The following is a 22083-nucleotide window of genomic DNA, read 5'->3' as shown; positions in this document are numbered from 1 at the left end:
TCTCGACGTGCAGCTCATACAATTGAGTGACTGGTTACTGGATATCGCGTTTTTGCTGTACGTGATCTCGTCGATTGTGTTTGTGGTGGCGATGACGGGGAAAAACTGGGCGGGACGCGATCCGAAGCAACATGAGGAACGCTATGGCCGGATTGCCTATTGGCTTGCGGTCATTGGCTTTCTGGCGCAGACAGGGTATGTGATTGCCCGCTGGATTGGCGGAGGGCACAGCCCGACGAGCAACATGTTTGAGTTTATGGCCTTTTTGGATTACTGTATTATCCTGGCCTATCTGATTATTTATCGCATCTACAAGCTGACGGTAATCGGGGCGTTTGTGCTTCCGCTCGGGGTCATCATGCTGGCGTATTCGTACGTGTTCCCCAAAGAAGTGACGCCGCTGATTCCATCGCTGCAAAGCTACTGGCTGCACATTCACGTGACGACAGCGGCGCTCGGGGAAGGGATTCTCGCAGTCGGTTTCGCAGCAGGGCTGATGTATTTGATTCGTACGGTGCCGCAACATATTTCTACGCGCAGCACCAAGTGGCTGGAGTTCGTGCTTGCTGTCGTTCTCATGCTCGTCGGGTTCATTTTGATGGAATCCACATTTGCCAGAATGGAACAAAAGACCGTTTTTGAAATGAACATGGAGGAGATGAACGCGGCCGGGCAGATGGAAAAAGTACAGGTGGAGTACACGATGCCCGCGATCGTCGCCCCAGCCGATTCGAAAATCGTTCAGGCCGGGCCGATGAACCCGTGGTTCGAAGCGCCGACCTGGATGGAAGGGAAGGACGCCGCGCGCAAACTGAACACGATGCTCTGGTCGATCATCACCGGGACCGTTTTGTACGGCGGGCTGCGCCTGATTTTCCGCAAGCGTCTCGGCGCTGTGATCCAGCCTTCGCTGGAAGGCATCGAGCCTGACCTGCTGGATGAAATCAGCTACCGGGCCATCAGTATCGGCTATCCTGTGTTCACCCTGGGCGCCTTGATTTTTGCGATGATTTGGGCGCAGGAAGCTTGGGGACGATTCTGGGGCTGGGACCCGAAAGAAGTATGGGCGCTCATCGTCTGGCTGTTTTACAGTGCGTATTTGCACCTGCGCCTATCGCGCGGCTGGATCGGTGCGAAATCAGCCTGGATGTCCGTCATCGGATTCGTTATCATTTTAATTACACTGGTCGTGGTCAATCTGGTCATTGCCGGTCTGCACTCCTACGCAGGCGTGTAGCATACCCCTTCAAAAAGCTGGTGATTTTGCCAGCTTTTTGGACTATCTTCAAACCGTTGTACGATATCATGAGGCCAAGAGGTGTTAAACATGGAAAAAATGGCACGTATTCTCGTAGTAGACGATGAGGAGCGCATTCGCCGCCTGCTGAAAATGTACCTGGAAAGGGAAAACTTCCTCATCGACGAGGCTGACAATGGCGAACAGGCTGTCGAGATGGCTGTCGGCAGCGATTACGATATTATTTTGCTCGACCTGATGCTTCCCGGGATGGACGGGATCGAAGTATGCCAGCGCATTCGCGAGTTCAAGGCAACCCCGATCATCATGCTCACGGCAAAAGGCGAAGAAACAAACCGTGTGCATGGCTTTGAGGCGGGAGTCGATGATTACGTTGTCAAGCCGTTCAGCCCGCGCGAGGTCATGTACCGGGTCAAAGCGATTCTGCGCCGTTCCTCCGCTACCGCTTACTTGAAGACGGAGACGTTCAACAGCCACTCCGTGCTTGTTTTCCCCGAGCTGACGATCGACCACGACGCGCACAAAGTCATCGCGAGCGGCCAGGAAGTGAGCCTCACGCCGAAAGAGTACGAGCTGCTGCACTACCTCGCCCTGTCGCCGGACAAAGTGTTTACGCGCGAGGAGCTGCTCAAAGACGTTTGGCATTACGAGTTTTTCGGAGATTTGCGCACGGTAGATACGCACATCAAGCGGCTGCGCGAAAAACTGAACCGGGTTTCTCCGCAGGCGGCCAACATGATTGCGACCGTCTGGGGAGTCGGCTACAAGCTTGAGGTGCCGAAATAAGTGGACGTTATTTTTCGCAGCGTTGTCGGAAAGCTATGGATGACGATTATTGCGCTGTTTGCGCTCGTTTTGACGATCTTCAGCCTGCTGCTCGTGCAGTCGTTTGACAGCTTTTACAGCAATCGGCAGACGAAAAATTTGCAGGAGCTGGCAGAGGGATTGTCCAAGGGGCTGGCAGCGAGCGCGGACAAGCGGGAAGCATTGGAGATGGCTTCGACCTTTGGCCTTGTCCACCACACCGGGATGGTGGTGCTGGATGAGAACAGCCAGGTCATCGGAAAAAGCGAAGGCAACGGCTTGCCAGACATTCCCGTCGAGCAGTTGCTGAAAGACCAGGCGTTGCATCTGTCCGAGGCACTGGCCGGAAAGCATCCCGCCCCGCAGCGAATATACTTGCAGGTGGCCTCGAACAATCCGAACGACCATATGAGCAGCGTGCAAATGCTCGCGGTGGCGGTGCCGTTGGAGGTCGCGCCGGGCAAGCAGGGCGCTGTGGTGATGTACCAGGCGATTGAGGATTTTGACGATACCGTAAACGAAGTGCGGTTTTTAATTTTTGTCGTCGGCGTGATTGCATTCGTTTCTACCACGGTGTTTGCCTTTTTCCTGTCGTCGCGGATCACGATTCCGCTCAGGCAAATGAAGGAGACGGCGCACCGGATCGCGGAAGGCGATTTTCACGCGGAAGTTCCGATCAAAACAACGGACGAAACCGGCGAGCTGGCGGCCTCGTTCAACACGATGGCGAGCAAGCTGAATCAGCTTGTCGACGCCTTGTCCAAAGAAAAGGAGCAGCTCGCAAGCGTCTTGCGCTCGATGGTGGACGGGGTGGTCATGATCGACGTCAACGGGAAAATTGCCGTCACGAATCCGCCCGCAGAGCGCTTTTTGCGCGATTGGGAGTTCGAGCACAAGGACGAGCAGGTTCCGCTGTTCGCCTTTTACCAGCAGGTCGTGCAAACCGGGCAGGAGGTCACGGAGGACATTCCGGTACAGGGCCGCATCTGGGCGCTTGTCATGGTGCCGCTCAATGACCGCGAGCAAATTCGCGGGGCTGTAGCCGTCCTGCGCGACATCACCCAGGAGCGAAAGCTGGACAAAATGCGCAACGATTTCGTGGCGAATGTGTCGCACGAGCTGCGCACACCGTTGTCCATGTTGCAAGGCTACAGCGAGGCGATAGTCGACGATATCGCGACGACGCCGGAAGAGCACAAAGAACTTGCGCAAATCATTTACGACGAGTCGGTGCGCATGACCAAGCTGGTCAACGAGCTGCTCAGCCTGGCGCGGATGGAAGCCGGGCATGTGGAGCTGTTTCAGGAGATTGTGGAGCTGCGCCCGTACCTGGAGCGAATCCAGCGCAAGTTCACGAACCTGGCCCGGGAGCGCGGGATTACACTGCTTTTGGATGTGACGACGTCGCACAGCGAGGTCTACATCGACCCGGACCGGATGGAGCAGGTGTTGACCAACCTGATCGACAACGCGCTCAGGCACACGCCGAGCGGGGGCAGCGTCACCATCCGCGCGCGCGGCGACAAGACTTTGCTGATCGAGATCAGCGATACAGGCAGCGGGATTCCGCAGGAGGATTTGCCGTTTGTGTTCGAGCGCTTCTACAAGGCCGACAAGGCCCGGACACGCGGGCGCGTAGGCGGGACCGGACTGGGTCTTGCCATCGCGCGCAACATCGTCGAAGCGCACGGCGGGACAATCGGCGTGCAAAGCAAGCTGGGAGAGGGTACGACCTTTACGATCGCGATGACCGTACAGGCGAAAAACAAATAGGAGTGTAGAGAGAGATGATAAAAACGATCTTGTTTGATGTGGATGGGGTTATGCTCAGCGAAGAACGCTACTTCGATGCTTCCGCGCTGACAGTCTGGGAGCTTTTGTTCAGTCCGGGGTACGTCGGTTTGCAAGGGGATACGTTTACTCCGGCTCCCGAGGAAGCGCTGATTCGGCGCGTCCGTGAGCAAGTGTTCGCGCATGATGAAGTGCTGGATTTCATCAAATCCCGCGGCATCAATTCCAACTGGGATATGGTTTTCCTCGCGTTTTCCTACCAGTTGATTCGTTTGATCGAAGCCCTCAAGCCGCACGTGCCGGAAGCGGCAAGCCTGCTCACCGCTCCGCTTGAGCGGCAAGAGCTCGCCCGGCTGCGCGACTGGGCAACCGTCTACGCTCCTGATTTTCAGGTCGACTACGCTGCTTTTCTCCCTGACTTTGCGCGAAGCTCGGCGCAAAAGGCCGACCTGCTGTTGTATTTGAACGAGCTGGCCCGCGAACGTTGCGGAGTGGAAACCGACATGTTTTCGCCGAACTGCGCCCTGTGGCAGTTGGTGCAGGAGACGTTTCAGGAATGGTACTTGGGCGATGAGCGAGTGGCTGCCTCTATCGGACGGGAAACGATGCAGCCAGGCAAAAAAGGCTTCCTGACTGACGAAATCCCGATTGTGCCGACGAAAGACATGGTCGAGCTGTTCCGCACGTTAACAGAACGCGGGTACACATTGGGCATTGGAACAGGCCGTCCGAGCATCGAGACACACGTTCCTTTGCGCGAGATGGGCCTGTTGGATTGGTTTGACCCTGAGCGTGTAGTGACCGCCACTCATGTGCTCGAAGCAGAAGCGAACTGCCCGAACTACGTGCCCTTGTCCAAGCCGCATCCTTTTTCGTATGTAAAAGGTTTGCTCGGCTTGTCCACACCGGACCGTGACGTGCTGCAATACCCGCTGCCGATCGCGAACGGCGCCGAAGTACTGGTCGTGGGAGATTCCTTGGCCGATTTCCTCGCGGCTCGCTCCATCGGCTGCCGGTTTGCGGCGACACTGACCGGATTGTCAGGCCAGGAGGCCCGCAGCAAATTTGAAGAAGTGCAAGCCGACTACATTTTGGATGATGTTCGCGGCCTTTTGGACATCTTGAAGTGAAGCCAAGCGCACGGCGTACGAAAAAGACTCCATCGCAATGAAAAGCGGCGGAGTCTTTGTGATTTTGTTCAAACGTGTGTGCAAGCTCAAGCCCAGCGCAAGGAGGTCAAACATTTGCAGCGGAAGGCGTGAATGAGAAACGCGTGCTTTTGATCGTGGCGGACGATCACTTCGTAGGTTCCGTCCTGGCGCGAGTAAAACAGCACATCGGTGTAATCTTTGTTTTCCTCAAAAAAATGGCGAACCTGCTTCAGCCGCGTTCTCATTTCCTCGGACTTGACCGCAATCGTAAAAGTAGTGTCCTGCGCTGCGCTTTTCTCCGTGATCTCGATTTCATTCTCAGCAAATGTGTAGTGGAGCAAACGGTTTCCTCCTTACCAGACAAAATAGCGTAAGTAAACGTACAGATGGGAGACGACAATCGACATAATCATCAGCGGAAAAGCCACCTTCATAAAGCTGACAAAGCCGATATGATGCCCTTCCTTGGCGGCGAGACCGGCGACGATGACGTTGGCACTGGCACCGATGAGCGTGCCGTTTCCGCCCAGGCAGGCGCCGAGAGCGAGGCTCCACCAAAGCGGCTCCAGGTTGGTAATGCCCAGTGCCCCCATCTCTTTAATCATCGGGATCATCGTCGCGACGAACGGGATGTTGTCCACAAACGCCGAAGCAATCGCACTCATCCACAGAATGAGCAGCGACGTTTTCAACGGATCGGCCCCTGTCAGGTTGATCGCCTGGCTCGCCAGCTTCGCGATGACGCCTGTTTCGACCAGACCCGATACAAGGACAAACAAGCCGATGAAAAAGAAAATCGTGTTCCACTCGACTTTGCTGATCGCGTCCTCCAGGTAATGCTCTCCGGTGATGAGGAGAAGCAGAAAAGCGCCAGTGAGCGCGATGGTCGCGGATTCCAGATGCAGGGCCCCGTGCAGCATGAAGCCGATAATCGTCAAAGCCATGACGGTCAATGATTTTTTCAGCAAGGTCGTATCGGTAATTTCGTCGCGTTCGTTCAACTGCATGATCTTCGCGCTCAGCTCCGGAGAAGTATGCAGTTGTTTCCGATAAATGAAAACGAGGCACAAGATGGTCAGCGCCATGATGATGGCAATAACCGGACTCAAATTCAGCAAAAACGCCATAAAATCAAGCTCGGGCACGGAGCTGCCAATCATGATATTGGGCGGGTCGCCGATCAAGGTTGCGGTACCGCCTGCATTGGAGGCAATAATTTCGCTGATTAAAAAAGGAATCGGATTCAGCTCAAGCTGTCTGGCGATGCTGAACGTAACGGGGACGATCAGGAGCACCGTCGTGACGTTGTCCAGAAAAGCAGAAGCGAGCGCGGTGATGATGCTCAAGTAGACGAGAATGCGGACTGGCTTGCCTTTTGCCAGCTTGGCGGCGCGAATCGCGACGTATTTGAACACGCCGGTTTGCGCTGTCACAGCTACGAGAATCATCATCCCGATCAAGAGGCCGAGCGTGTTGAAGTCGATGTGATGAATCGCCTGCTCCTGGGTGACGATGCCAAACAGCACCATGAGAATCCCGCCGCACATGGCGACGATCGTTCTGTGCAATTTTTCGCTAATAATAAATGCGTAAGTAACTAAAAAGATGCCAATGGCGAACAGCGCCTGGTTCGTCATAAGAAACTCCTTTCTTGGTGTAAAATCATCTTGTCCCATTATAGCGCTAACAAAATGGAGGGTAAAGCAAAAGACCCGGCGCGCAGCCAGGTCTTTTCGGCGAAAAATGAAGCGGGAAAAACCGCCTACAGTTCAATTTGCGTGACGCTTTTCACTTCGGCCAGCTCGCCCATCGTATCGAGCAGCTCGGGGGTCAGCGGTTTGTCTACAGACAGCATCATGATCGCGTCTCCGCCGACATCGCGGCGCCCTACTTGCATCGTCGCGATGTTGACGCTGTTTTCGCCAAGGATGGAACCGACGCGTCCGATGACACCGGGGCGGTCGTTGTGGTGAATATAGAGCAGATAGCCTTCTGGCGCCACGTCGATGGCGAAGTCGTCAATTTTCACAATCCGCGCGCCGTAGCCGTTGAGACGCGTACCCGCAACGGTGCGAGTTTCTTGCGTCGTCTTCAGGGTAACCGTCAGCAGGTTGGTAAAGCCTTTGTTTTGCGCCGCCTTTTGCTCGGTAACGGTGATGTCGCGCACTTTTGCCAGCAGCGGCGCATTCACGTAGTTCGCGACTTCGCCGAGGCGGAAGGACAAGACGCCCTTCAGGACGGTACGGGTCAGTGGCGACGTATCCACGTCGGTCAGCTCGCCGCTGTATTTGATTGCCACCTCGGAGATCGAACCGACAGTCACTTGGGCGAGGAAATGGCCCAGCTTCTCACCGAGCTGGAAGTACGGCTGCACCTTTTCCATCACGTGTGCAGGGATGGACGGCAGGTTTACGGCGTTTTTGAACGGCTCGCCGCGCAGTACCTTCAAAATCTCCTCGGAAACGTCGACCGCGACGTTTTCCTGCGCTTCCACTGTCGAAGCGCCCAGGTGAGGGGTCGTGACCACTTGCGGCAGGCCGACCAGCGGGTTGTCGACAGGCGGCTCTTCCTCGAATACGTCCAGAGCGGCTCCGGCGACTTTGCCGCTTGTGATGGCTTCGTACAACGCTTTCTCGTCGATGATGCCGCCGCGCGCGCAGTTGATGAGACGCACGCCTTCCTTCATCTTGGCAAATTCACGCGTGCTGATGATGTGGCGTGTTTCTTTTGTCAGCGGGGTGTGAACGGTGATGAAATCGGCCTGACGGCAAATCTCATCGACAGTCGCGTGGATGACGCCCATTTTTTGCGCGCGTTCTTCCGTCATGAACGGGTCGTAGCCCATGACGCTCATCCCAAACGCTTTGGCCCGTTTGGCGACCTCGGAGCCGATCCGGCCCATGCCGATGACGCCGAGCACTTTTTTGTTCAACTCCACTCCTTGGAAGCTTTTGCGGTCCCAAGTGCCGTCGACCAGCTTTTTGTGCGCCTGCGGGATGTTGCGAGCGACTGCCATCAGCATGGCGAAGGAATGCTCGGCGGTGGAAATCGTATTGCCGTCCGGCGCATTGATGACCGGGATACCCGCCTGGGTCGCTGCGGCGATGTCGATATTGTCCACGCCTACGCCAGCGCGGCCGACTGCTTTCAGGTTCTTCCCGGCGGCGAGCACCTCGGCTGTCACCTGTGTTTGGCTGCGGACGAGCAAGGCGTCGTAGTCGCCGATGACTTCGATCAGCTCAGCAGGAGAGAGGTTGGTTTTGCGGACGACTTCGACATCTTCTGCGTCCAGCAGTTGCTGGATACCAAATTCGCTAAGTGGGTCAGTAATGAGAACTTTATACATGTGCAATGAGCACCTCCTGAGCAGCTTTGACACCGGCACCCAGTTCGACTGGAGCACCGATCTGGTGGAGCGACATTTCAATCGCGGAAATCACTTGCAGGACATCGAGCGGCTCGCAATAGCCCATGTGCCCGATGCGGAAAATTTTCCCCTTCAAATGCTGTTGGCCGCCGGCGATGGTGACGTTGTACTGCTTCGTCAGCACCTTGCGCAGCGCTTCTGCGTCAAACGCCCCTTGAGGATCGCAGGAAGTGACGGTCAGAGCGGCGTAAGCGTCGTCGGCCATCAGGTTGACGTTCAACGCCCGCATGGCTGCGCGGGTCATGTCGCGCATCAGCTCATGGCGTTTGATGATCGCAGGCAAGCCTTCCTCGTCGAGCATATCGAGCACCTCGGCCAGACCGAAAATGAGCGAGACGGCAGGGGTGTACGGCGTTGTTTGCTCGGCGAGGCTTTTTTTGTACGCCTTCAGGTCGAGATAAAAAGCGAGCGGCTTGTTCGCTTCGATGACTTTCCAGGCGCGTTCGCTCGCCGCCAGAAAAGCAAGGCCGGTTGGCAGCATAAACGCTTTTTGCGAGCCGGTCACGACGATGTCGACACCCCAGGCGTCCATTTCGCAAGGGACAGCGCCCAGGCAGCTAACCGCGTCCACGATGAACAGCGCGTCCGAATGGGTACGGATCGTTTTGGCAAGCTCGGCAATCGGGTTTTGCACCCCGGTAGATGTTTCACAGTAGGTCGCGAATACCGCTTTTACTTGCGGTTTTTCCTTGAGGAAAGCTTCCAGCAGCTCTGGTGTAACGGCCTGCCCCCAAGGAACCTCCAGACGGTGGGCAACCACGCCGTAGCGCTCGCAAATTTTGGCGAAACGCTCGCCGAAAGCGCCGCTGACGAGAATCGCTGCCTCATCTCCAGGCTGCAGAGTGTTCACGACGCCTGTTTCCAGCGCGGCGGTTCCGCTGCCAGCCAGGATGTACACGTCCTGGGTCGTACCGAAGTAAGGCTTCAGTCGTTCCGCCGTGCGAGCGAACAGAGCGGAAAATTTGCCGCTGCGATGTCCGATCATCGGCTGGCTCATCGCCAACTGCACGCGAGGGGGGATCGGGGTAGGGCCGGGAATGCGCAAAATCAGTTTGTCAGTGAACATGTCTCTCTCCTCCTAAATAAATCAATAAAAAACCTCCCGTTCTCACACTGCTCCTATTACAGAACAGTGAGGGACGAGAGGCTTTGCTTCGCGGTGCCACCCTCATTCGCTCCCTTTTTCTCAAAAAGGAGCCTTGGCAGGTACATGACCTGTAGAGATAACGGATCTACCGTTCGCACCTACTGGGACGGGAAAAATCGTCCGTTCAGCGCAGCAGCTCGGAAGTGCTTATCTGTGGTAGAAACCGCCGATTCGCAGCAATCATCGGCTCTCTGAGGATTTCCGGGGCCACAGCATTTCTTCGTCATCGCTGTTGGTGATGTGGTGTTTCGTAAGATTTGTACTAAAGATATCACGGCAAAATGACACCGTCAAGAACAAAAACAAGAAAAAATGAACAATGTCAAAAAAAGTAGATTTATCGTTCGTGAATAATAGCGATCAGGGAGTGGGTAAGAGCTAGAAAACAACCAAAAACCGAACGTTAAGATATTAGTCTCACAAAAAATGGGAAAAATGCGCCGGAATGTTCGGTTTTTCTGCATGATTTTATCTTACCGAAAAATCAAAAAATAAGAAACGGGAAAATGTCGATCAGCCGTTCAGGGGAGAAAACTGAAAAACCTCTTACATACAAAGTACGTAAGAGGTTTTGTTCTTGGAATCCTATTCCACTTTGATAGAGTCGGTCGGGCATCCTTCCGCAGCGTCGCGAACGTCGTCTTGCAGGATATCCGGGATTTCAACACTGTTAGAGTTGTCATCCAACTTGTTGAACGCAAGGCCCTCATCGTCGTAGTCAAAAACGTCAGGGGCCGTGGCGCCACAGGCACCGCAAGCAATACAAGTATCTTTATCTACCCATGTAGTCATTGTGGTTTCACCTCCCGTTACAAGTGGTACGTCCACTATCATAGACAATTGTATGCTCTTGTCCACAAGATTTCAAGATTGAATCAGTCTAAAAATGTACGACTACTTGTAAAGCGGGATTTCAGGGGTGTTCAGTACGGAGTAAAGCTTGCCATTCAACTTCTTGAAATCGCCAAAGTGGACGGCATCGGTTGCATACAACACCTTCACTGCCGCTGCCACATCCGTGATTCCCAACGTTTGCGACTCGCTGGAAGCAAGCAGCAGGTCGAGGCGGGCGGTCAAATCTTCCGGATTGTAGCTGTCCCAATGCTTGTTCGCAGACATGAACAGGGCGGCCAAATAAGTCCGGTAGTGAAAAGGGTACTGCTTCCACTGCGCTGCCGTAACGGTTGCAGGCGCTGTTTGTGGCATCGGTTTTTTCTCGACATACGCCGATTCCCAGGCCGCGACGGAATGATAGACCATTTCCTGGGCCGTCAACCAACTGTTCTGGGATAAAGTCAAGTTGGAAGCGATGGCAGCAGGCGTTGCGGCATTACTATTCTGATCGGAACGGATTCTCTCCATACTATCCAAATAAGCCCGTACACTGTTCGTAAAATTGGCGTGTGCTTGTGTCAGCAGCGGAGAGGTCGGGAGCGGCACCTTTTTTTCCAACTCCTTCAGCGTCTGCTCGGCTAGCTTTTCCAACTGCTTCAACGCGTCAGAGCGGCCTTTCTGATCGAGGCTTCCCCAATTTGCCATCGCATCGAAATGCGCCTGTTTCAGTTCAAGCGCCGGCGCGTACACGGCGTAGTAAAAGCGGATGAAGTCCTGCTCGCTGTACAGCTTTTGCTCGCGCAGGAGCTTTTCCTTTTCCGCTTCTTTTTGTTTGGCTTCCAGCGCAGCCGCCTGCTCGGCTTCAATCGATGACTTCATATAATGGGCGCCGAAAAAAAATCCACCAACCCCGCATGCAAGTGTTATGATGATCATGTACGCCATCATAAATTCTGACTTTTTCAATCGTTTTGTCATAAAGAAATCCTCCAAATCCAATCCAGCAAAAATGGTGCAGGCTGCCATGCCCGCCAAAAATAAAAAGGAAAAGTGCAAGGAGTACCAATGAACAGTCAAAACAGTGTGGCAGAGGAACTTGAGCTTCTATGCGCTGTCGCCCTGAATGCGATGATTCCTCTGGCGAACGAGAGAACGCTTCAGTCAGCCTACTACATACTGCGCGGCAGAAAAGCGAATCAGACCCTGCAGGATGTGCATTTGTACAACCTTTATCCGTATTATCGGATGTTTCCCGGTTTTTCAAAAGAGGATTGGGATAAAATTGTTGCAACTTTGTTTCAAAAAGGGCATTTGCAACAGCGGGAAGGGGAAGGGGCAAGCCCCAAGCCGACGTTTTTGGTCACCGAAACAGGCTGCCAGTCTGCCCGGGAGGCGTATGAGAAATACCGCTTCGCCGTCTGGTTTGCGCCCTTTACGCAGTTTGATTTCGCTTCGCGCATCGAGACGTTTTGGCAGCGGCTTCACCTTCTGGTGCAAACGGTGTCGCAAATGCTGGGAAAAGACCTTGGGTTTACGCCTGTCGTGACCGACAAATCCGTCCAGCTTTGGGTCAAGGAGCAGTTGCAGCCGAAAGAGGCGAGAGCGGTATGGACAGACGGGCTGGCCGAGGAGCTGTACCGGCTGTGGGAGCCGCTTGCGCCCGAGGTGCAAAAGCTGCTGGTCACTCAACTATCCGGCATCTCGCAGGTGGGAAAAACGCTTGGACAACTGGCGAAGCAACAGCAGGTGACGCACGTCTATCTGACGCTGTTGTTCCGCTATGGGCTGGCTGCCTCGATGCAACGGCTGATGAAGGAAGCAGAGGCGTTTCCGCTGCTTTCCCGGCTGGTCACCCGGGAAAACAAGCTCGATCCGCGGTTGAGCGACAGCGCGGCCCGGACGTATGCCATGGTGCAGCGAGGCTGGAGCAAGGCGGAGATCGCCGTCAGACGGCAAATGAAAGAAAGCACGGTCGAAGATCATCTCGTGGAAATTGCCCTGCGCTGTCCGGAGTGGGATGAATCGGCCTATTTGTCCCCCGAGACGCGCAGCGTGATCGTCGCCGCAAGCGAAGCGTTGCAAACGAGCAGACTGCGGCTCATCAAGGACCACGTCGGGCCTGCCGTCAGCTATTTGCAAATCCGTCTGGCGTTGGCCCGCAGGCAGGGGGAGACGAATGGATAAAGAGTTGCACGACTATTTGAAGGAGTATTTCGGCTACGAGGCATTCCGGCCGGGCCAAGCGGCTATCATAAAACGAGTGCTAGGCGGACAGAGCGTCCTCGGCCTGATGGCAACGGGCGGCGGGAAATCGGTCACCTATCAGCTTCCTGCCTTGCTGTTGCCGGGTATCACGGTGGTGGTTTCCCCGCTCATTTCGCTCATGGTCGATCAGGTTCAGCAACTGCGCACGAAAAGGCGCATACCTGCCGCCTATTTAAACAGCACGCAAGACCCGGCAGAGGCGCGGGAAGTGTTGCAGAAGATCGCGGCTGGCGCCTGCAAGCTGCTGTACATTTCGCCGGAAAAGCTGCAGCAGCCCTACGTCCAGCAAGTGCTGGGCCGCGCGCGGGTGTCGCTTCTGGCGATTGACGAAGCCCACTGCATCTCCGCGTGGGGACACGATTTTCGCACCGATTACTTGCGGCTGCCGGACACGCTAAAACAGCTCGGCAATCCGCCCGTGCTGGCTGTGACCGCGACGGCGACGACAGCGGTGCGCAATGAAATCTGCTCCCTGTTCGGGATTGCGCAGGAACATGTCGTCGTGCAATCGCTCAATCGGGCAAACATCGCGTTTGATCTGGCGGAAGTGAACGGGGAAAGCGAGCGGCGCCAACTGACGTTCGAGCTGATGGACAGGCTGGAAGGGCCGGGAATCGTCTATTGCAGCACGCGGCAGGCCGTCGATGTGCTCGTGGCTGCGTATCAGCTCGACGGGAAAAGGCGCGTGGACGGTTACCACGGAGGCATGAACAGCATAGAGCGGATGCTGATCCAGACGCAGTTTCTGGCGGGCGAACTGGACGTCATCATCGCGACGAACGCATTTGGCATGGGCATCGACAAGCCGGATATTCGCTACGTCATTCACTACCAGATGCCAGCAAGCCTGGAGGCGTACTCGCAGGAGATCGGCAGGGTCGGCCGCGATGGACGGCCCGGCTATGCCATGCTGCTGTACGCCCAGGAGGACATCCAGATTCATCAGTACATGCTGGACAAGGAATACCCGACTCCTGTGCAAATCCAGCAGTTTATCCAATATTACCGCGGGGGAGCGGCCCTGGATGCCCAGGCATTGGCCATGATCGACATGTCCGAGGAAATGGCGGCCATGCTCACCTTTTATACAGAGCGTGCCCTGTCCCGGGCGCAGGTGAGCAGCACACACGAAATAGCCAATCCCGTCCATGATATTTGGCAGGAGACGGAAAAGCGAAAGGCCGTCAAGCGAAAAAAGTTGTCCGAAATGGTATCGTACGTGCTCGCTGACAGTTGTCTGCGCAAGCATTTGAATCAATACTTTGGCGAAGCAGACCACGGCTATGACCGTTTTTGCTGCTCGCGCTGCGGATTGCAGCGGCAAGCTTACGAAGGGCAGCAGCCCGCGCTGATGCAGCCGGAAGCACAAAACAGTTGGAGTTTGCGGCAGGCATTGGACAAGCTTTTGCCGAAAAAATAAAAGGAGAGAACGATTACGTGAAAGAAAGTGGGCTAGAGGTGGATGAAGCGACGCTGCGGCTGAATCTGTGGCTGACCCAGGCGTTGGTTTTGGCGGCGGCAGCGGCAAGCAGCTTCTGGGTCCACGGATGGCAAGGGACGCTTGGCTTGTTCAGCTTCCCGGGGTGGAAGGGAATCGGCCTTGCGTGCGGTGTGGCAGCGGGGATTGTGCTCTTCAGCATTGCCATGGAAACCTATTTACCCAGACGCTGGCAGGACGACGGCAGCATCAACGAAAAAGTGTTTGGAGCCATGTCTTCCAGCCTGACGGTGCTCGTATGCGTCATCGTCGGTATTGGCGAGGAATGGCTGTTTCGCGGCGTGATCCAGCCGTTTGCCGGGAATGCCTGGACGAGCCTCATCTTTACGCTCGTACATGTGCGCTATTTGAAAAAGCCGCTGTTAATCGCGAGCGTGTATGGCACGAGCTGGCTGTTGGGGCTGCTGATGGATTGGCACGGCTCTTTGTGGCCGCCCATCGTCGCGCATATTGCCATTGATGTTTCATTGGCCTTTTATCTGCAAAAGACTTTGAAAAAGGAAAAGGGGGAGGAAGAGTGAATTTGCAGACGAACCAATTGCCGCCTCGACGCTCCCGTCATACCCGCCCAAAAGCGTCAGTGGGATTGAAAACATGGGTTCGGTCGGGACTCTTGGTATTTGGACTTGTTTTTTTCGGGCTGATCGGCCTGGAGCTGTACAAGGCGAATGTAGCCCGGGAACAGGCAGAAGCCGTCGACATGATCTTGACGCCGCCAGAGGCAGGCGAAGCGAAGACGGCGGCAGCCGAAGCAGAAACGGGAGCGGAAACGGAAACAGCCGCCAGCGAGCCAACATCGGTGGCGCTCCCGTCTACTCCCGCAGAGACTGCGCAGCCAGCCGAGCAGACTGAATCTGCGTCTGTTGCCGCTTCGCCGCCTGCTACTGCCGCAAGCAGCGCTCCGGCCAGCACAAGCGCGGCAGTAGCTCCGCAAACCGAGAGCAAGCCCGTCCAGCAAAAAACCGAGAGCGCATCTGCTGCTCCTGCTCCGGCACAGCCAGCTCCTGAACAGAAGCCGGTACAACCAGCCCAGAAGCCAAAAGTCGTCAAGCACGTCGTACAAAAGGGAGAGACGCTGTTCATGCTGTCCCGCAAATATTACGGCAACAATTCCAACGTCGCCCGCATTGCCAAATACAACGGGCTGAACGCGGAAACGCAACTGGCAGAAGGAAAGGTGGTCTTCGTGCCGCTCTCTCCGTAATCGTTCCCGCCGCCTGCGGTTATGCTAAAGGCAGTAGACGGATCAGTGGAGGGCTAGCGATGTACGATACGATCATTGTAGGCGGGGGAATAGCGGGCTTGCAGACGGCGATCCAGCTCGCCAGAAGCCCTCGCCGCGTGGCGGTCATCGACGTGCCGGGAGGACGGTCGGCGGTCGCCAAAAACTACCGGAACATCCTCGGATTCTCGGAAGGGGTCAGCGGCGATTTTTTTCGCCGGGAAGGGCGGAAGCAGGCCGCGCAATACGGCGCCGAGTTCATTGCGGATGAAGTGACGGGGCTTGTCGCAAATCCGGAGGGAAGCTTCCGGGTAACCACGAAAACGAGAGCGGGCGCACAGGCGTTGCAGGCGAAAACGCTCGTCATGGCGACGGGAATGGCGGACCCTTTTCCGGCGATTGCCGAACTGCGCGACTGTCTCGGGCTGTCTGTTTTTATTTGCCCGGATTGCGACGGGTACGAGAGCGTCGGACAGACAACGGCGGTGATTGGCGATGGCTCACACGCTGTCCAGATGGCAGGCGATCTGTTTTTCTACACGAAAAAGCTGGTCGTCGTCAATCACGGCGGCAGCGAAATCGACGAAGAGGAGCAGGCGCTGCTGGACAGGCTGGGGATTGGCTATCGCGCTGCGCGTGTGGAAAAGCTCGTGCAAGCAGATGGCCTCTTGCAACGATTAGAGCTTTCCTCAGGGGAAAAGTTGACCGTGACCCGCGCCTTTTTGGCCTTTCCCGGGGCGCAGGCCCAGACCGGGCTGTTGCAAGCTTTTTCCGTACATATCAATGAAAAAGGACACGTGCGCACCGATCCGCGCACAAAAGAAACCGATCATCGCAATCTGTGGGCAGTCGGTGACATCGCCGTTCATTCCCAGCAGGTCGCGATCGCGATGGGGGATGGCGCACAGGCGGCGATCTGGATTCAGAAGCGACTTCGCGAGCTGGATGGCGAGCTGCCGTTTGAACAGAAATAGCCCCTTTGCAGGGGGGAGCAGGGCGGACGTTTTGGGAAAAAAGCAAACGCCGAAGCGTGCGGCGTTTTTTTCTTGCTTGAGCAAATGGACGCGGAACCCGAACTAGCCGGAATCAATATATATGGGGGGAAGGAACAATCGGGAGGCCCTAGAATCATGCTGGTAATGGGAAGAAGCCTGTTTGTCGGACTTCTGGCATGGCTATTGGGAAGTGCTGCCCAGCACGTTTTTCCCGCCAAACATATGCATCTGGAGCGATTCGGAGACTGGGTGTCGATGTTTCTGTTTTCGCCCGTGGAGATTTTGCTGTCACTGCTGTTGTTCAGCGGGGCTTGCCTCTTGTTGTTCGGCCTGCTGCATTTTCATGTCAGCCAGTTTTTGTACGGCCGAATGCTGCAGACAGGATGGGTTCACGCCCCATTGTGCTTCTTCTCCTTTTTTGTTCTGCTGATCCAATTTGTCAAAATGCCCGTTCCCACCTTCCTGGCGGCCGCAGTCGCGCTCATGATTGGATGGCGATAAACGAGCAGCTTTTCCTGGGAAAGCGCAGGAAGCGACAGGCTGCTACAAAGTCAGCTTTTCAAGCGTCCGAATCGACACGTGCGTGCGAAAGTGCGCGAAGAGCCTCGGAGAGTGTCAGGTGCTATGTTCCTGCTACTAAATGTGATATGATAGGACTACCCCGGATTTTCCCATCTGCGAAAAAATGGTTGAATGCAGCACGGGCATTCGTCGGAAAATGCGGAGAACTCTTACAGGCTTAGCATCATATTTTGTAGTACGACTGGATGGCGAGGAGGGACAGTCATGCGTGTTGAACGCCTTGGTCAAGACAAAATACGAATCTTTTTAACGTTTGACGACCTAACAGAGCGCGGGATAGAAAAAGAAGACATGTGGCGTGACATTCCTAAAGTTCATGAACTGTTCAACGACATGATGGAGCAGGCTTATCACGAATTGGGATTCGAAGTGTCAGGGCCTGTTGCAGTTGAAGTGTTCGCCTTGCCAGCTCAGGGAATGGTCGTGATCGTAACTCGCGGCAAAACAGGCTCAAAGGACGGAAAAGAAGAAGAATTTGAGGACGAAGAAGTGTACGAATTAGAAGTCACCCTAGAGGAAAGCGACCTGATTATCTACGCCTTCCGTGACTTTGAGCATATGGTTGAAGCTGCCCATCGTATCAATGCCTTGCTGACCAATGGAGGGTCGGCCTACTTCTACCAGGGGAAATACCACCTGGTCTTGGAAGAGGTGGAATTGGATCAGGAGCGATACCACAAGTTGATTGCGATCCTCTCTGAGTACGGGGAAGCGACGCCGACAACGATTTATGTACTGGAGGAATATGGCAAAGTTGTCGTTGCCGACGATGCTGTCAAGGAAATATGCAGACATTTCACGTAAGCAAAAGGATGAAATGCCTGGGAGAATAAACAGCACCTAGTCCATCAACTAGGTGCTTTTGCTGTCTCAGGTTACTCGGGGCTGTCGAGGCCGGCGAAAAAGTCGGCTTCCTTGCCTGCGACCGTGTAGCCGGGAAGGTTGTGCCAGGCCAGAATGTAGTGATTGCTCGGAGGCACCGATTCAAAGCCGCCGGCAGTGACGCCAGGGAACACGCGCTCTACGGACAGATGCTGGGTGCGGTGGGCGCGCAGAGCAGCAGCTACCTGCGGCTTGTACGCCGGCCCGTCAACGATGGTGGTAATGCTTTCGATCGGATCGGAAAACGGCGGCTGTACGGCCCCGAATGGCCCGTTGGAGGCGCGGGTTGCGTAGTACAGCTTGCGAACGCTCGTCGCCGTGCCCAAGGACTGGACAGCCTGGGTCGTTGCGAGAGAGATCGCCTGGTGGTCCGGATGACCGGAAATGCCATGCGGGGCAAAAGTGACGAGTACATGAGGCTCGATTTTTGCGACCGCCTGGTGGATGCGTTCCACCAGTTCCTGGACGGGCACGGTGTTCAGCAGCTTATCCTGGTAGTCCCATATGTCCACGCTCGCAAGCCCGAGGATGGAAGCCGCCTCTCTCAATTCCTGCTCGCGATACGCGGGCAGTTGCTCGATGGTGCAGAGCGGTGGATTGCCGGGTTTGCCTGCTTGGCCCCTGGTGGCGCAGAGCAGGTGGCATTCTGCTATGTTTCCTTGGGTATATTTGGAAATCGTAATGCCGGACGCGAAGGTTTCGTCGTCAGGATGAGCGAAAACGAACAAAATCTTATTTTTTTTCATAAAAACGCCTCCGTGAATAAACTTCCAGAATTACTGTTTCCATTATGGCATAATTTCACTTGCCCCGTCATGAAAGAATGCGCGTTGGGTACACTACAACAACCAAGGGATGTACGTTTTACGCCATGTCAAGGTGCATGGGCGCTTTTCGTTTCCAGTTGCGACTGGCGGGGAAATCGTTGTATTTATATGCAGATGAGCCGGAGAAAACGTTTTCGAAATGGAAAAAAAACTTTTTTTCGCTTCTCAACCCTGATACAAGCGTGTATACTAAAGGCTGCATTGACCGATAACATTTTTGAGGTGGTAAGTAATGGGTAATCAAGACGTGGTAACCGAAAGCACCGAAGGGAAAGCAAAGCAAGAAACAATGAACTTGCTGCATTCGACTCAAACGGTGATCAAGGAAGCACTGGAAAAACTAGGTTACCAAGAATCGATGTTTGAACTCTTGAAGGAGCCGCTACGCGTTTTGACCGTACGCATTCCGGTTCGCATGGATAACGGCGAAGTAAAGGTGTTTACGGGCTATCGTGCTCAGCACAACGATGCGGTTGGTCCGACCAAGGGGGGCATTCGTTTCCACCCGGAAGTTACTGAGGATGAAGTTAAAGCACTTTCTATCTGGATGAGCCTCAAAGCCGGTATCGTCGACCTGCCTTATGGCGGTGGTAAAGGCGGTATCATTTGCGACCCGCGTGAAATGTCCTTCCGTGAACTGGAAAGACTGAGCCGCGGTTACGTTCGCGCAATCAGCCAACTTGTGGGGCCGACAAAAGACATTCCGGCTCCGGACGTCTTTACAAACTCGCAAATCATGGCTTGGATGATGGACGAATATAGCCGTATCCGTGAATTTGACTCACCTGGTTTCATTACCGGTAAACCGATTGCACTTGGCGGTTCGCATGGACGCGAGACAGCGACAGCCAAAGGGGTTACCATTTGCATTCGCGAAGCTGCAAAACGCCGCAACATTGACGTGAAAGGCGCGCGCGTTGTCGTGCAAGGCTTCGGTAACGCAGGCAGCTACCTGGCGAAATTCATGCACGATGCAGGAGCAAAAGTCGTCGGGATTTCCGATGCTTACGGCGCTCTGCACGATCCGAACGGTCTGGATATCGACTACTTGCTCGATCGCCGCGACTCTTTCGGTACGGTAACCAAGCTGTTCAACAACACGATCACGAACAAAGAACTGCTGGAGCTGGATTGCGACATTCTCGTTCCTGCAGCGATCGAAAACCAAATCACTGCTGCAAACGCTCACAACATCAAGGCGCAAATCGTCGTAGAAGCGGCTAACGGCCCAACTACGCTCGAAGCGACCAAGATCCTGACCGAGCGCGGCATCCTGCTCGTACCGGACGTACTGGCAAGTGCCGGTGGCGTAACGGTTTCCTACTTCGAATGGGTACAAAACAACCAGGGCTACTACTGGACAGAGGAAGAAGTAGAAGAGAAACTGGAAAAAGTAATGGTTCGCTCGTTTGAAAATGTTTACTCCCTGTCCCAAACACGCCGTGTGGACATGCGCCTCTCCGCTTACATGGTCGGTGCGCGCAAAATGGCAGAAGCTTCTCGCTTCCGCGGCTGGGTATAAGCAAAACAGACGACCTTCCCGATATGAGAAAAACCGGGCTTCGCCGCTTATGTGGCGAAGCCTTTTTGTTTGGGCGGGAACGTACAGGAAACAGAAACAGGAAAACCCTCCTGGAAGGGTCGAGGAGGGTTTGTCCGGTCGTGTTACTGATCGAATAGTTTTTGCAGTTCCTGGAAGTCGCGTGTTTTTTGCAGGGTGACGATCAGCTTGATTCGCGCTTTTTGACCGTTGAGCCCGTTGGAGAAAATGATGCCCATTTCCTTCAGCTTGCGGCCTCCGCCTTCGTAGTCGTACACGTCCTGTACTTGCCCGTTGTAGCAGCGGGACACGAGCACGATCGGGATTCCGCGATCCAGCAACTGCTGCAAGGTCGGGATGATCGCTGGCGGCAAATTGCCGAGGCCGAACGCTTCAATCACGAGCCCGTCAATCGGCTGGTCGAGCAAAAACTGGAGCCAGGACGGATCCATGCCAGCGACTGCTTTAATCAGCGGGACGTTTCCGTCGGCATGGGAAATCGTGTAATGCTCCCGCGCCAAAGGCGCGTGGTGGTACTGCACGCTTTTTTTGGCGATGGTGCCGATTGGGCCGTATTGCGGCGATTGGAAAGTGGCGACATTACTCGTATGTGTCTTGGTGACGTGGCACGCCGCATGAATCTCATCGTTGAACACGACGAGCACGCCTTTGTTCAGGCTTCCGGGATCAGCGGCCGTGCGCACGGAGGAGATCAGGTTGACCGGACCGTCCGCGCCCAGCTCGTTGCTGCTGCGCATGGCGCCCGTCACGACGATCGGCACGTCGACAGACAGCGTCAGGTCGAGAAAATACGCCGTCTCTTCCAGCGTATCGGTTCCGTGCGTAATGACCACACCGTCGTATTGCTCCTGACGAAAAGCTTCTTCGATTTGCAGGCGCAGGTCGTTCATGATCTTGGGAGTCATGTGAGGACTTGGCAGATTCAGTACATTTTTCATGGTGACGTCCGCATAACGCTCTAAAAAAGGAAGAATTTTGTTCACAGCCTGGTCATCCAGCGGTTTTACGCCTTCTGTGTCATCTACAGACATGGCGATGGTGCCGCCAGTGTTGACTACCAATATTTTTTTTGTCATGCTCTCTCTCCTGTAGCGGGTTTTCATCAACCAATATTCATGGTACGATGAATAACAGCCTTGTGTAAAGGAGCAATAAAAGATGATTGCAATGATCGGCGCGGCAATAGCCCCCGGTATCGCCATCATGAGTTATTTTTACCTGCGTGACAGTCTCGAGCCGGAGCCGATCTCTATGGTCATCCGGTCGTTTATCTTTGGGATGCTGCTGGTGATTCCGATTATGGTGCTCCAGTACATCATGCAGACAGAATGGAACTGGCGGAGCGGAGTTGTCGCGGAAATCATCCAGTCCGCTGTAGTAGAAGAGTTTTTCAAATGGATGGTCATCTTCTTCACCGCCTACAAGCACGTGGAGTTCGATGAGCCTTACGATGGGATTGTTTATGCGGTCGCCGTGTCGCTCGGTTTTGCCACTCTGGAAAACCTGTTTTATTTGATTATCAACGGCTTGAACATCGCCTTTTGGCGCGCGCTTTTGCCCGTCTCCAGTCACGCGCTGTTCGCCGTCTGGATGGGCTATTATTTGGGGCGAGCGAAGTTCTCGCAAAAGAAAGAGCAGGAGAAGCTTTTTCTCTGGCTGTCCATCTCGTTGCCGATCGGGCTGCACGCCCTCTACAACGCGATTTTTCTCTCCATTCAAAACTGGCTCGTGGTCATCGTGCCATTCATGCTTGTCCTCTGGTGGCAAGGCTTGAAAAAGGTGCAGCGCGCTCATGATTACGGTTCTAAAAATCTTTCTTCGCGTCCACAATAGACGATA

The 22083-nt window shown here is 54.8% G+C and carries 21 protein-coding genes and 1 other annotated feature; of the genes, 13 read left to right on the top strand and 8 right to left on the bottom strand.

All coding sequences use genetic code 11. The annotated features are described in order from the left end of the window. The first annotated feature begins 7 nt into the window (after window positions 1–7). The 4 genes from ccsA to M655_RS15825 all read left to right on the top strand — a co-directional run bounded on the left by ccsA (window position 8) and on the right by M655_RS15825 (window position 4983). Complete coding sequence (ccsA, locus tag M655_RS15840; RefSeq protein WP_026557081.1) at window positions 8–1237, top strand: cytochrome c biogenesis protein CcsA; 1230 nt, start codon at window positions 8–10, stop codon at window positions 1235–1237. Window positions 1238–1327: 90 nt separating this feature from the next. Further along, entirely contained in the window at window positions 1328–2044 is a 717-nt protein-coding gene (locus M655_RS15835) for a response regulator transcription factor (protein ID WP_005835983.1), read from the top strand. Next, entirely contained in the window at window positions 2045–3835 is a 1791-nt protein-coding gene (locus M655_RS15830) for an ATP-binding protein (protein ID WP_005835982.1), read from the top strand. It begins immediately after the preceding gene. Between the two features lie 14 nt (window positions 3836–3849). Next, entirely contained in the window at window positions 3850–4983 is a 1134-nt protein-coding gene (locus M655_RS15825; protein ID WP_007785502.1) for an HAD family hydrolase, read from the top strand. Window positions 4984–5069: 86 nt separating this feature from the next. On the opposite strand, the gene M655_RS15820 is transcribed toward M655_RS15825, so the two are convergent. The 6 genes from M655_RS15820 to M655_RS15795 form a co-directional block, all read right to left on the bottom strand. Continuing rightward, window positions 5070–5345 carry a hypothetical protein gene (locus tag M655_RS15820; protein WP_025843778.1) on the bottom strand — a complete coding sequence of 92 codons (276 nt, stop codon included), beginning with the start codon at window positions 5343–5345 and terminating at the stop codon, window positions 5070–5072. Window positions 5346–5357: 12 nt separating this feature from the next. After that, window positions 5358–6641 (bottom strand): ArsB/NhaD family transporter, encoded by a 1284-nt coding sequence (locus tag M655_RS15815; protein ID WP_005835975.1) that lies wholly within the window; start codon window positions 6639–6641, stop codon window positions 5358–5360. A 125-nt stretch (window positions 6642–6766) separates the two neighbouring features. After that, window positions 6767–8350 carry a phosphoglycerate dehydrogenase gene (gene serA / locus M655_RS15810; protein ID WP_007785496.1) on the bottom strand — a complete coding sequence of 528 codons (1584 nt, stop codon included), beginning with the start codon at window positions 8348–8350 and terminating at the stop codon, window positions 6767–6769. Next, window positions 8343–9497 (bottom strand): pyridoxal-phosphate-dependent aminotransferase family protein, encoded by a 1155-nt coding sequence (locus M655_RS15805; protein ID WP_007785494.1) that lies wholly within the window; start codon window positions 9495–9497, stop codon window positions 8343–8345. Before M655_RS15805 ends, serA begins: the two co-directional genes overlap by 8 nt. Window positions 9498–9563: 66 nt before the next feature. Beyond that, window positions 9564–9814, bottom strand: a binding site (T-box leader). A gap of 349 nt (window positions 9815–10163) precedes the next feature. After that, window positions 10164–10370: a ferredoxin gene (locus tag M655_RS15800; protein ID WP_005836244.1), complete on the bottom strand. Its 207-nt coding sequence runs from the start codon at window positions 10368–10370 to the stop codon at window positions 10164–10166. 102 nt (window positions 10371–10472) lie between these two features. Further along, a complete protein-coding gene (locus M655_RS15795; protein WP_241753002.1) occupies window positions 10473–11291 on the bottom strand; it encodes a hypothetical protein in 819 nt (272 codons plus the stop codon). A 186-nt stretch (window positions 11292–11477) separates the two neighbouring features. On the opposite strand from M655_RS15795, the gene M655_RS15790 reads away from it, so the two are divergent. From M655_RS15790 to M655_RS15760, 7 genes are all read left to right on the top strand, one after another. Further along, window positions 11478–12596, top strand: a complete 1119-nt coding sequence (locus M655_RS15790) for a YpbB family protein (RefSeq protein WP_007785492.1) — start codon at window positions 11478–11480, stop codon at window positions 12594–12596. After that, entirely contained in the window at window positions 12589–14097 is a 1509-nt protein-coding gene (locus M655_RS15785) for a RecQ family ATP-dependent DNA helicase (protein WP_005836239.1), read from the top strand. Before M655_RS15790 ends, M655_RS15785 begins: the two co-directional genes overlap by 8 nt. A 17-nt stretch (window positions 14098–14114) precedes the next feature. Continuing rightward, complete coding sequence (locus M655_RS15780; protein WP_007785490.1) at window positions 14115–14696, top strand: CPBP family intramembrane glutamic endopeptidase; 582 nt, start codon at window positions 14115–14117, stop codon at window positions 14694–14696. 92 nt (window positions 14697–14788) lie between these two features. Next, a complete protein-coding gene (locus M655_RS15775; RefSeq protein ID WP_237716678.1) occupies window positions 14789–15379 on the top strand; it encodes a LysM peptidoglycan-binding domain-containing protein in 591 nt (196 codons plus the stop codon). A 59-nt stretch (window positions 15380–15438) separates the two neighbouring features. Then, on the top strand, window positions 15439–16371 hold the full coding sequence (locus tag M655_RS15770; RefSeq protein ID WP_007785488.1) for an NAD(P)/FAD-dependent oxidoreductase: 933 nt from the start codon (window positions 15439–15441) through the stop codon (window positions 16369–16371). A 156-nt stretch (window positions 16372–16527) separates the two neighbouring features. Continuing rightward, the gene (locus tag M655_RS15765; RefSeq protein WP_005831375.1) at window positions 16528–16893 is read left to right on the top strand and encodes a hypothetical protein; all 366 of its coding nucleotides are present in this window, start codon (window positions 16528–16530) and stop codon (window positions 16891–16893) included. 285 nt (window positions 16894–17178) lie between these two features. Further along, window positions 17179–17778, top strand: a complete 600-nt coding sequence (locus M655_RS15760) for a genetic competence negative regulator (protein ID WP_007785485.1) — start codon at window positions 17179–17181, stop codon at window positions 17776–17778. A 71-nt stretch (window positions 17779–17849) separates the two neighbouring features. On the opposite strand, the gene M655_RS15755 is transcribed toward M655_RS15760, so the two are convergent. After that, window positions 17850–18602: a PIG-L deacetylase family protein gene (locus M655_RS15755; protein ID WP_005831371.1), complete on the bottom strand. Its 753-nt coding sequence runs from the start codon at window positions 18600–18602 to the stop codon at window positions 17850–17852. Between the two features lie 370 nt (window positions 18603–18972). On the opposite strand from M655_RS15755, the gene M655_RS15750 reads away from it, so the two are divergent. Beyond that, window positions 18973–20205, top strand: coding sequence for a Glu/Leu/Phe/Val family dehydrogenase (locus M655_RS15750; RefSeq protein WP_238500620.1), 1233 nt, complete (start codon window positions 18973–18975; stop codon window positions 20203–20205). Window positions 20206–20348: 143 nt separating this feature from the next. Here M655_RS15750 and M655_RS15745 read toward each other — a convergent pair whose 3' ends face one another. Next, window positions 20349–21320 (bottom strand): asparaginase, encoded by a 972-nt coding sequence (locus tag M655_RS15745; protein ID WP_005831366.1) that lies wholly within the window; start codon window positions 21318–21320, stop codon window positions 20349–20351. An 82-nt stretch (window positions 21321–21402) separates the two neighbouring features. Between M655_RS15745 and prsW the strand changes: the two genes are divergently transcribed. Next, a complete protein-coding gene (gene prsW / locus M655_RS15740; protein WP_005831364.1) occupies window positions 21403–22077 on the top strand; it encodes a glutamic-type intramembrane protease PrsW in 675 nt (224 codons plus the stop codon). The last annotated feature ends 6 nt before the right edge of the window (window positions 22078–22083 follow it).

It is taken from the genome of Brevibacillus sp. NSP2.1 (assembly GCF_000470975.2).
Taxonomy (GTDB): domain Bacteria; phylum Bacillota; class Bacilli; order Brevibacillales; family Brevibacillaceae; genus Brevibacillus; species Brevibacillus agri.
The sequence above is the reverse complement of the archived record's forward strand: the minus strand, read 5'-3'. Positions and strand labels throughout refer to the sequence as shown.

Bases quoted from the DNA above. Each gene is read 5' to 3' on its own strand.
- M655_RS15805 (WP_007785494.1), bottom strand. From the start codon at position 9,497: ATGTTCACTGACAAACTGATTTTGCGCATTCCCGGCCCTACCCCGATC.
- M655_RS15795 (WP_241753002.1), bottom strand. From the start codon at position 11,291: ATGAAGTCATCGATTGAAGCCGAGCAGGCGGCTGCGCTGGAAGCCAAA.
- M655_RS15755 (WP_005831371.1), bottom strand. From the start codon at position 18,602: ATGAAAAAAAATAAGATTTTGTTCGTTTTCGCTCATCCTGACGACGAA.
- M655_RS15785 (WP_005836239.1), top strand. From the start codon at position 12,589: ATGGATAAAGAGTTGCACGACTATTTGAAGGAGTATTTCGGCTACGAG.
- serA (WP_007785496.1), bottom strand. From the start codon at position 8,350: ATGTATAAAGTTCTCATTACTGACCCACTTAGCGAATTTGGTATCCAG.
- M655_RS15765 (WP_005831375.1), top strand. From the start codon at position 16,528: ATGCTGGTAATGGGAAGAAGCCTGTTTGTCGGACTTCTGGCATGGCTA.
- M655_RS15790 (WP_007785492.1), top strand. From the start codon at position 11,478: ATGAACAGTCAAAACAGTGTGGCAGAGGAACTTGAGCTTCTATGCGCT.
- M655_RS15825 (WP_007785502.1), top strand. From the start codon at position 3,850: ATGATAAAAACGATCTTGTTTGATGTGGATGGGGTTATGCTCAGCGAA.
- M655_RS15800 (WP_005836244.1), bottom strand. From the start codon at position 10,370: ATGACTACATGGGTAGATAAAGATACTTGTATTGCTTGCGGTGCCTGT.
- M655_RS15835 (WP_005835983.1), top strand. From the start codon at position 1,328: ATGGAAAAAATGGCACGTATTCTCGTAGTAGACGATGAGGAGCGCATT.
- M655_RS15815 (WP_005835975.1), bottom strand. From the start codon at position 6,641: ATGACGAACCAGGCGCTGTTCGCCATTGGCATCTTTTTAGTTACTTAC.
- M655_RS15760 (WP_007785485.1), top strand. From the start codon at position 17,179: ATGCGTGTTGAACGCCTTGGTCAAGACAAAATACGAATCTTTTTAACG.
- M655_RS15745 (WP_005831366.1), bottom strand. From the start codon at position 21,320: ATGACAAAAAAAATATTGGTAGTCAACACTGGCGGCACCATCGCCATG.
- M655_RS15770 (WP_007785488.1), top strand. From the start codon at position 15,439: ATGTACGATACGATCATTGTAGGCGGGGGAATAGCGGGCTTGCAGACG.
- M655_RS15750 (WP_238500620.1), top strand. From the start codon at position 18,973: ATGAACTTGCTGCATTCGACTCAAACGGTGATCAAGGAAGCACTGGAA.
- prsW (WP_005831364.1), top strand. From the start codon at position 21,403: ATGATTGCAATGATCGGCGCGGCAATAGCCCCCGGTATCGCCATCATG.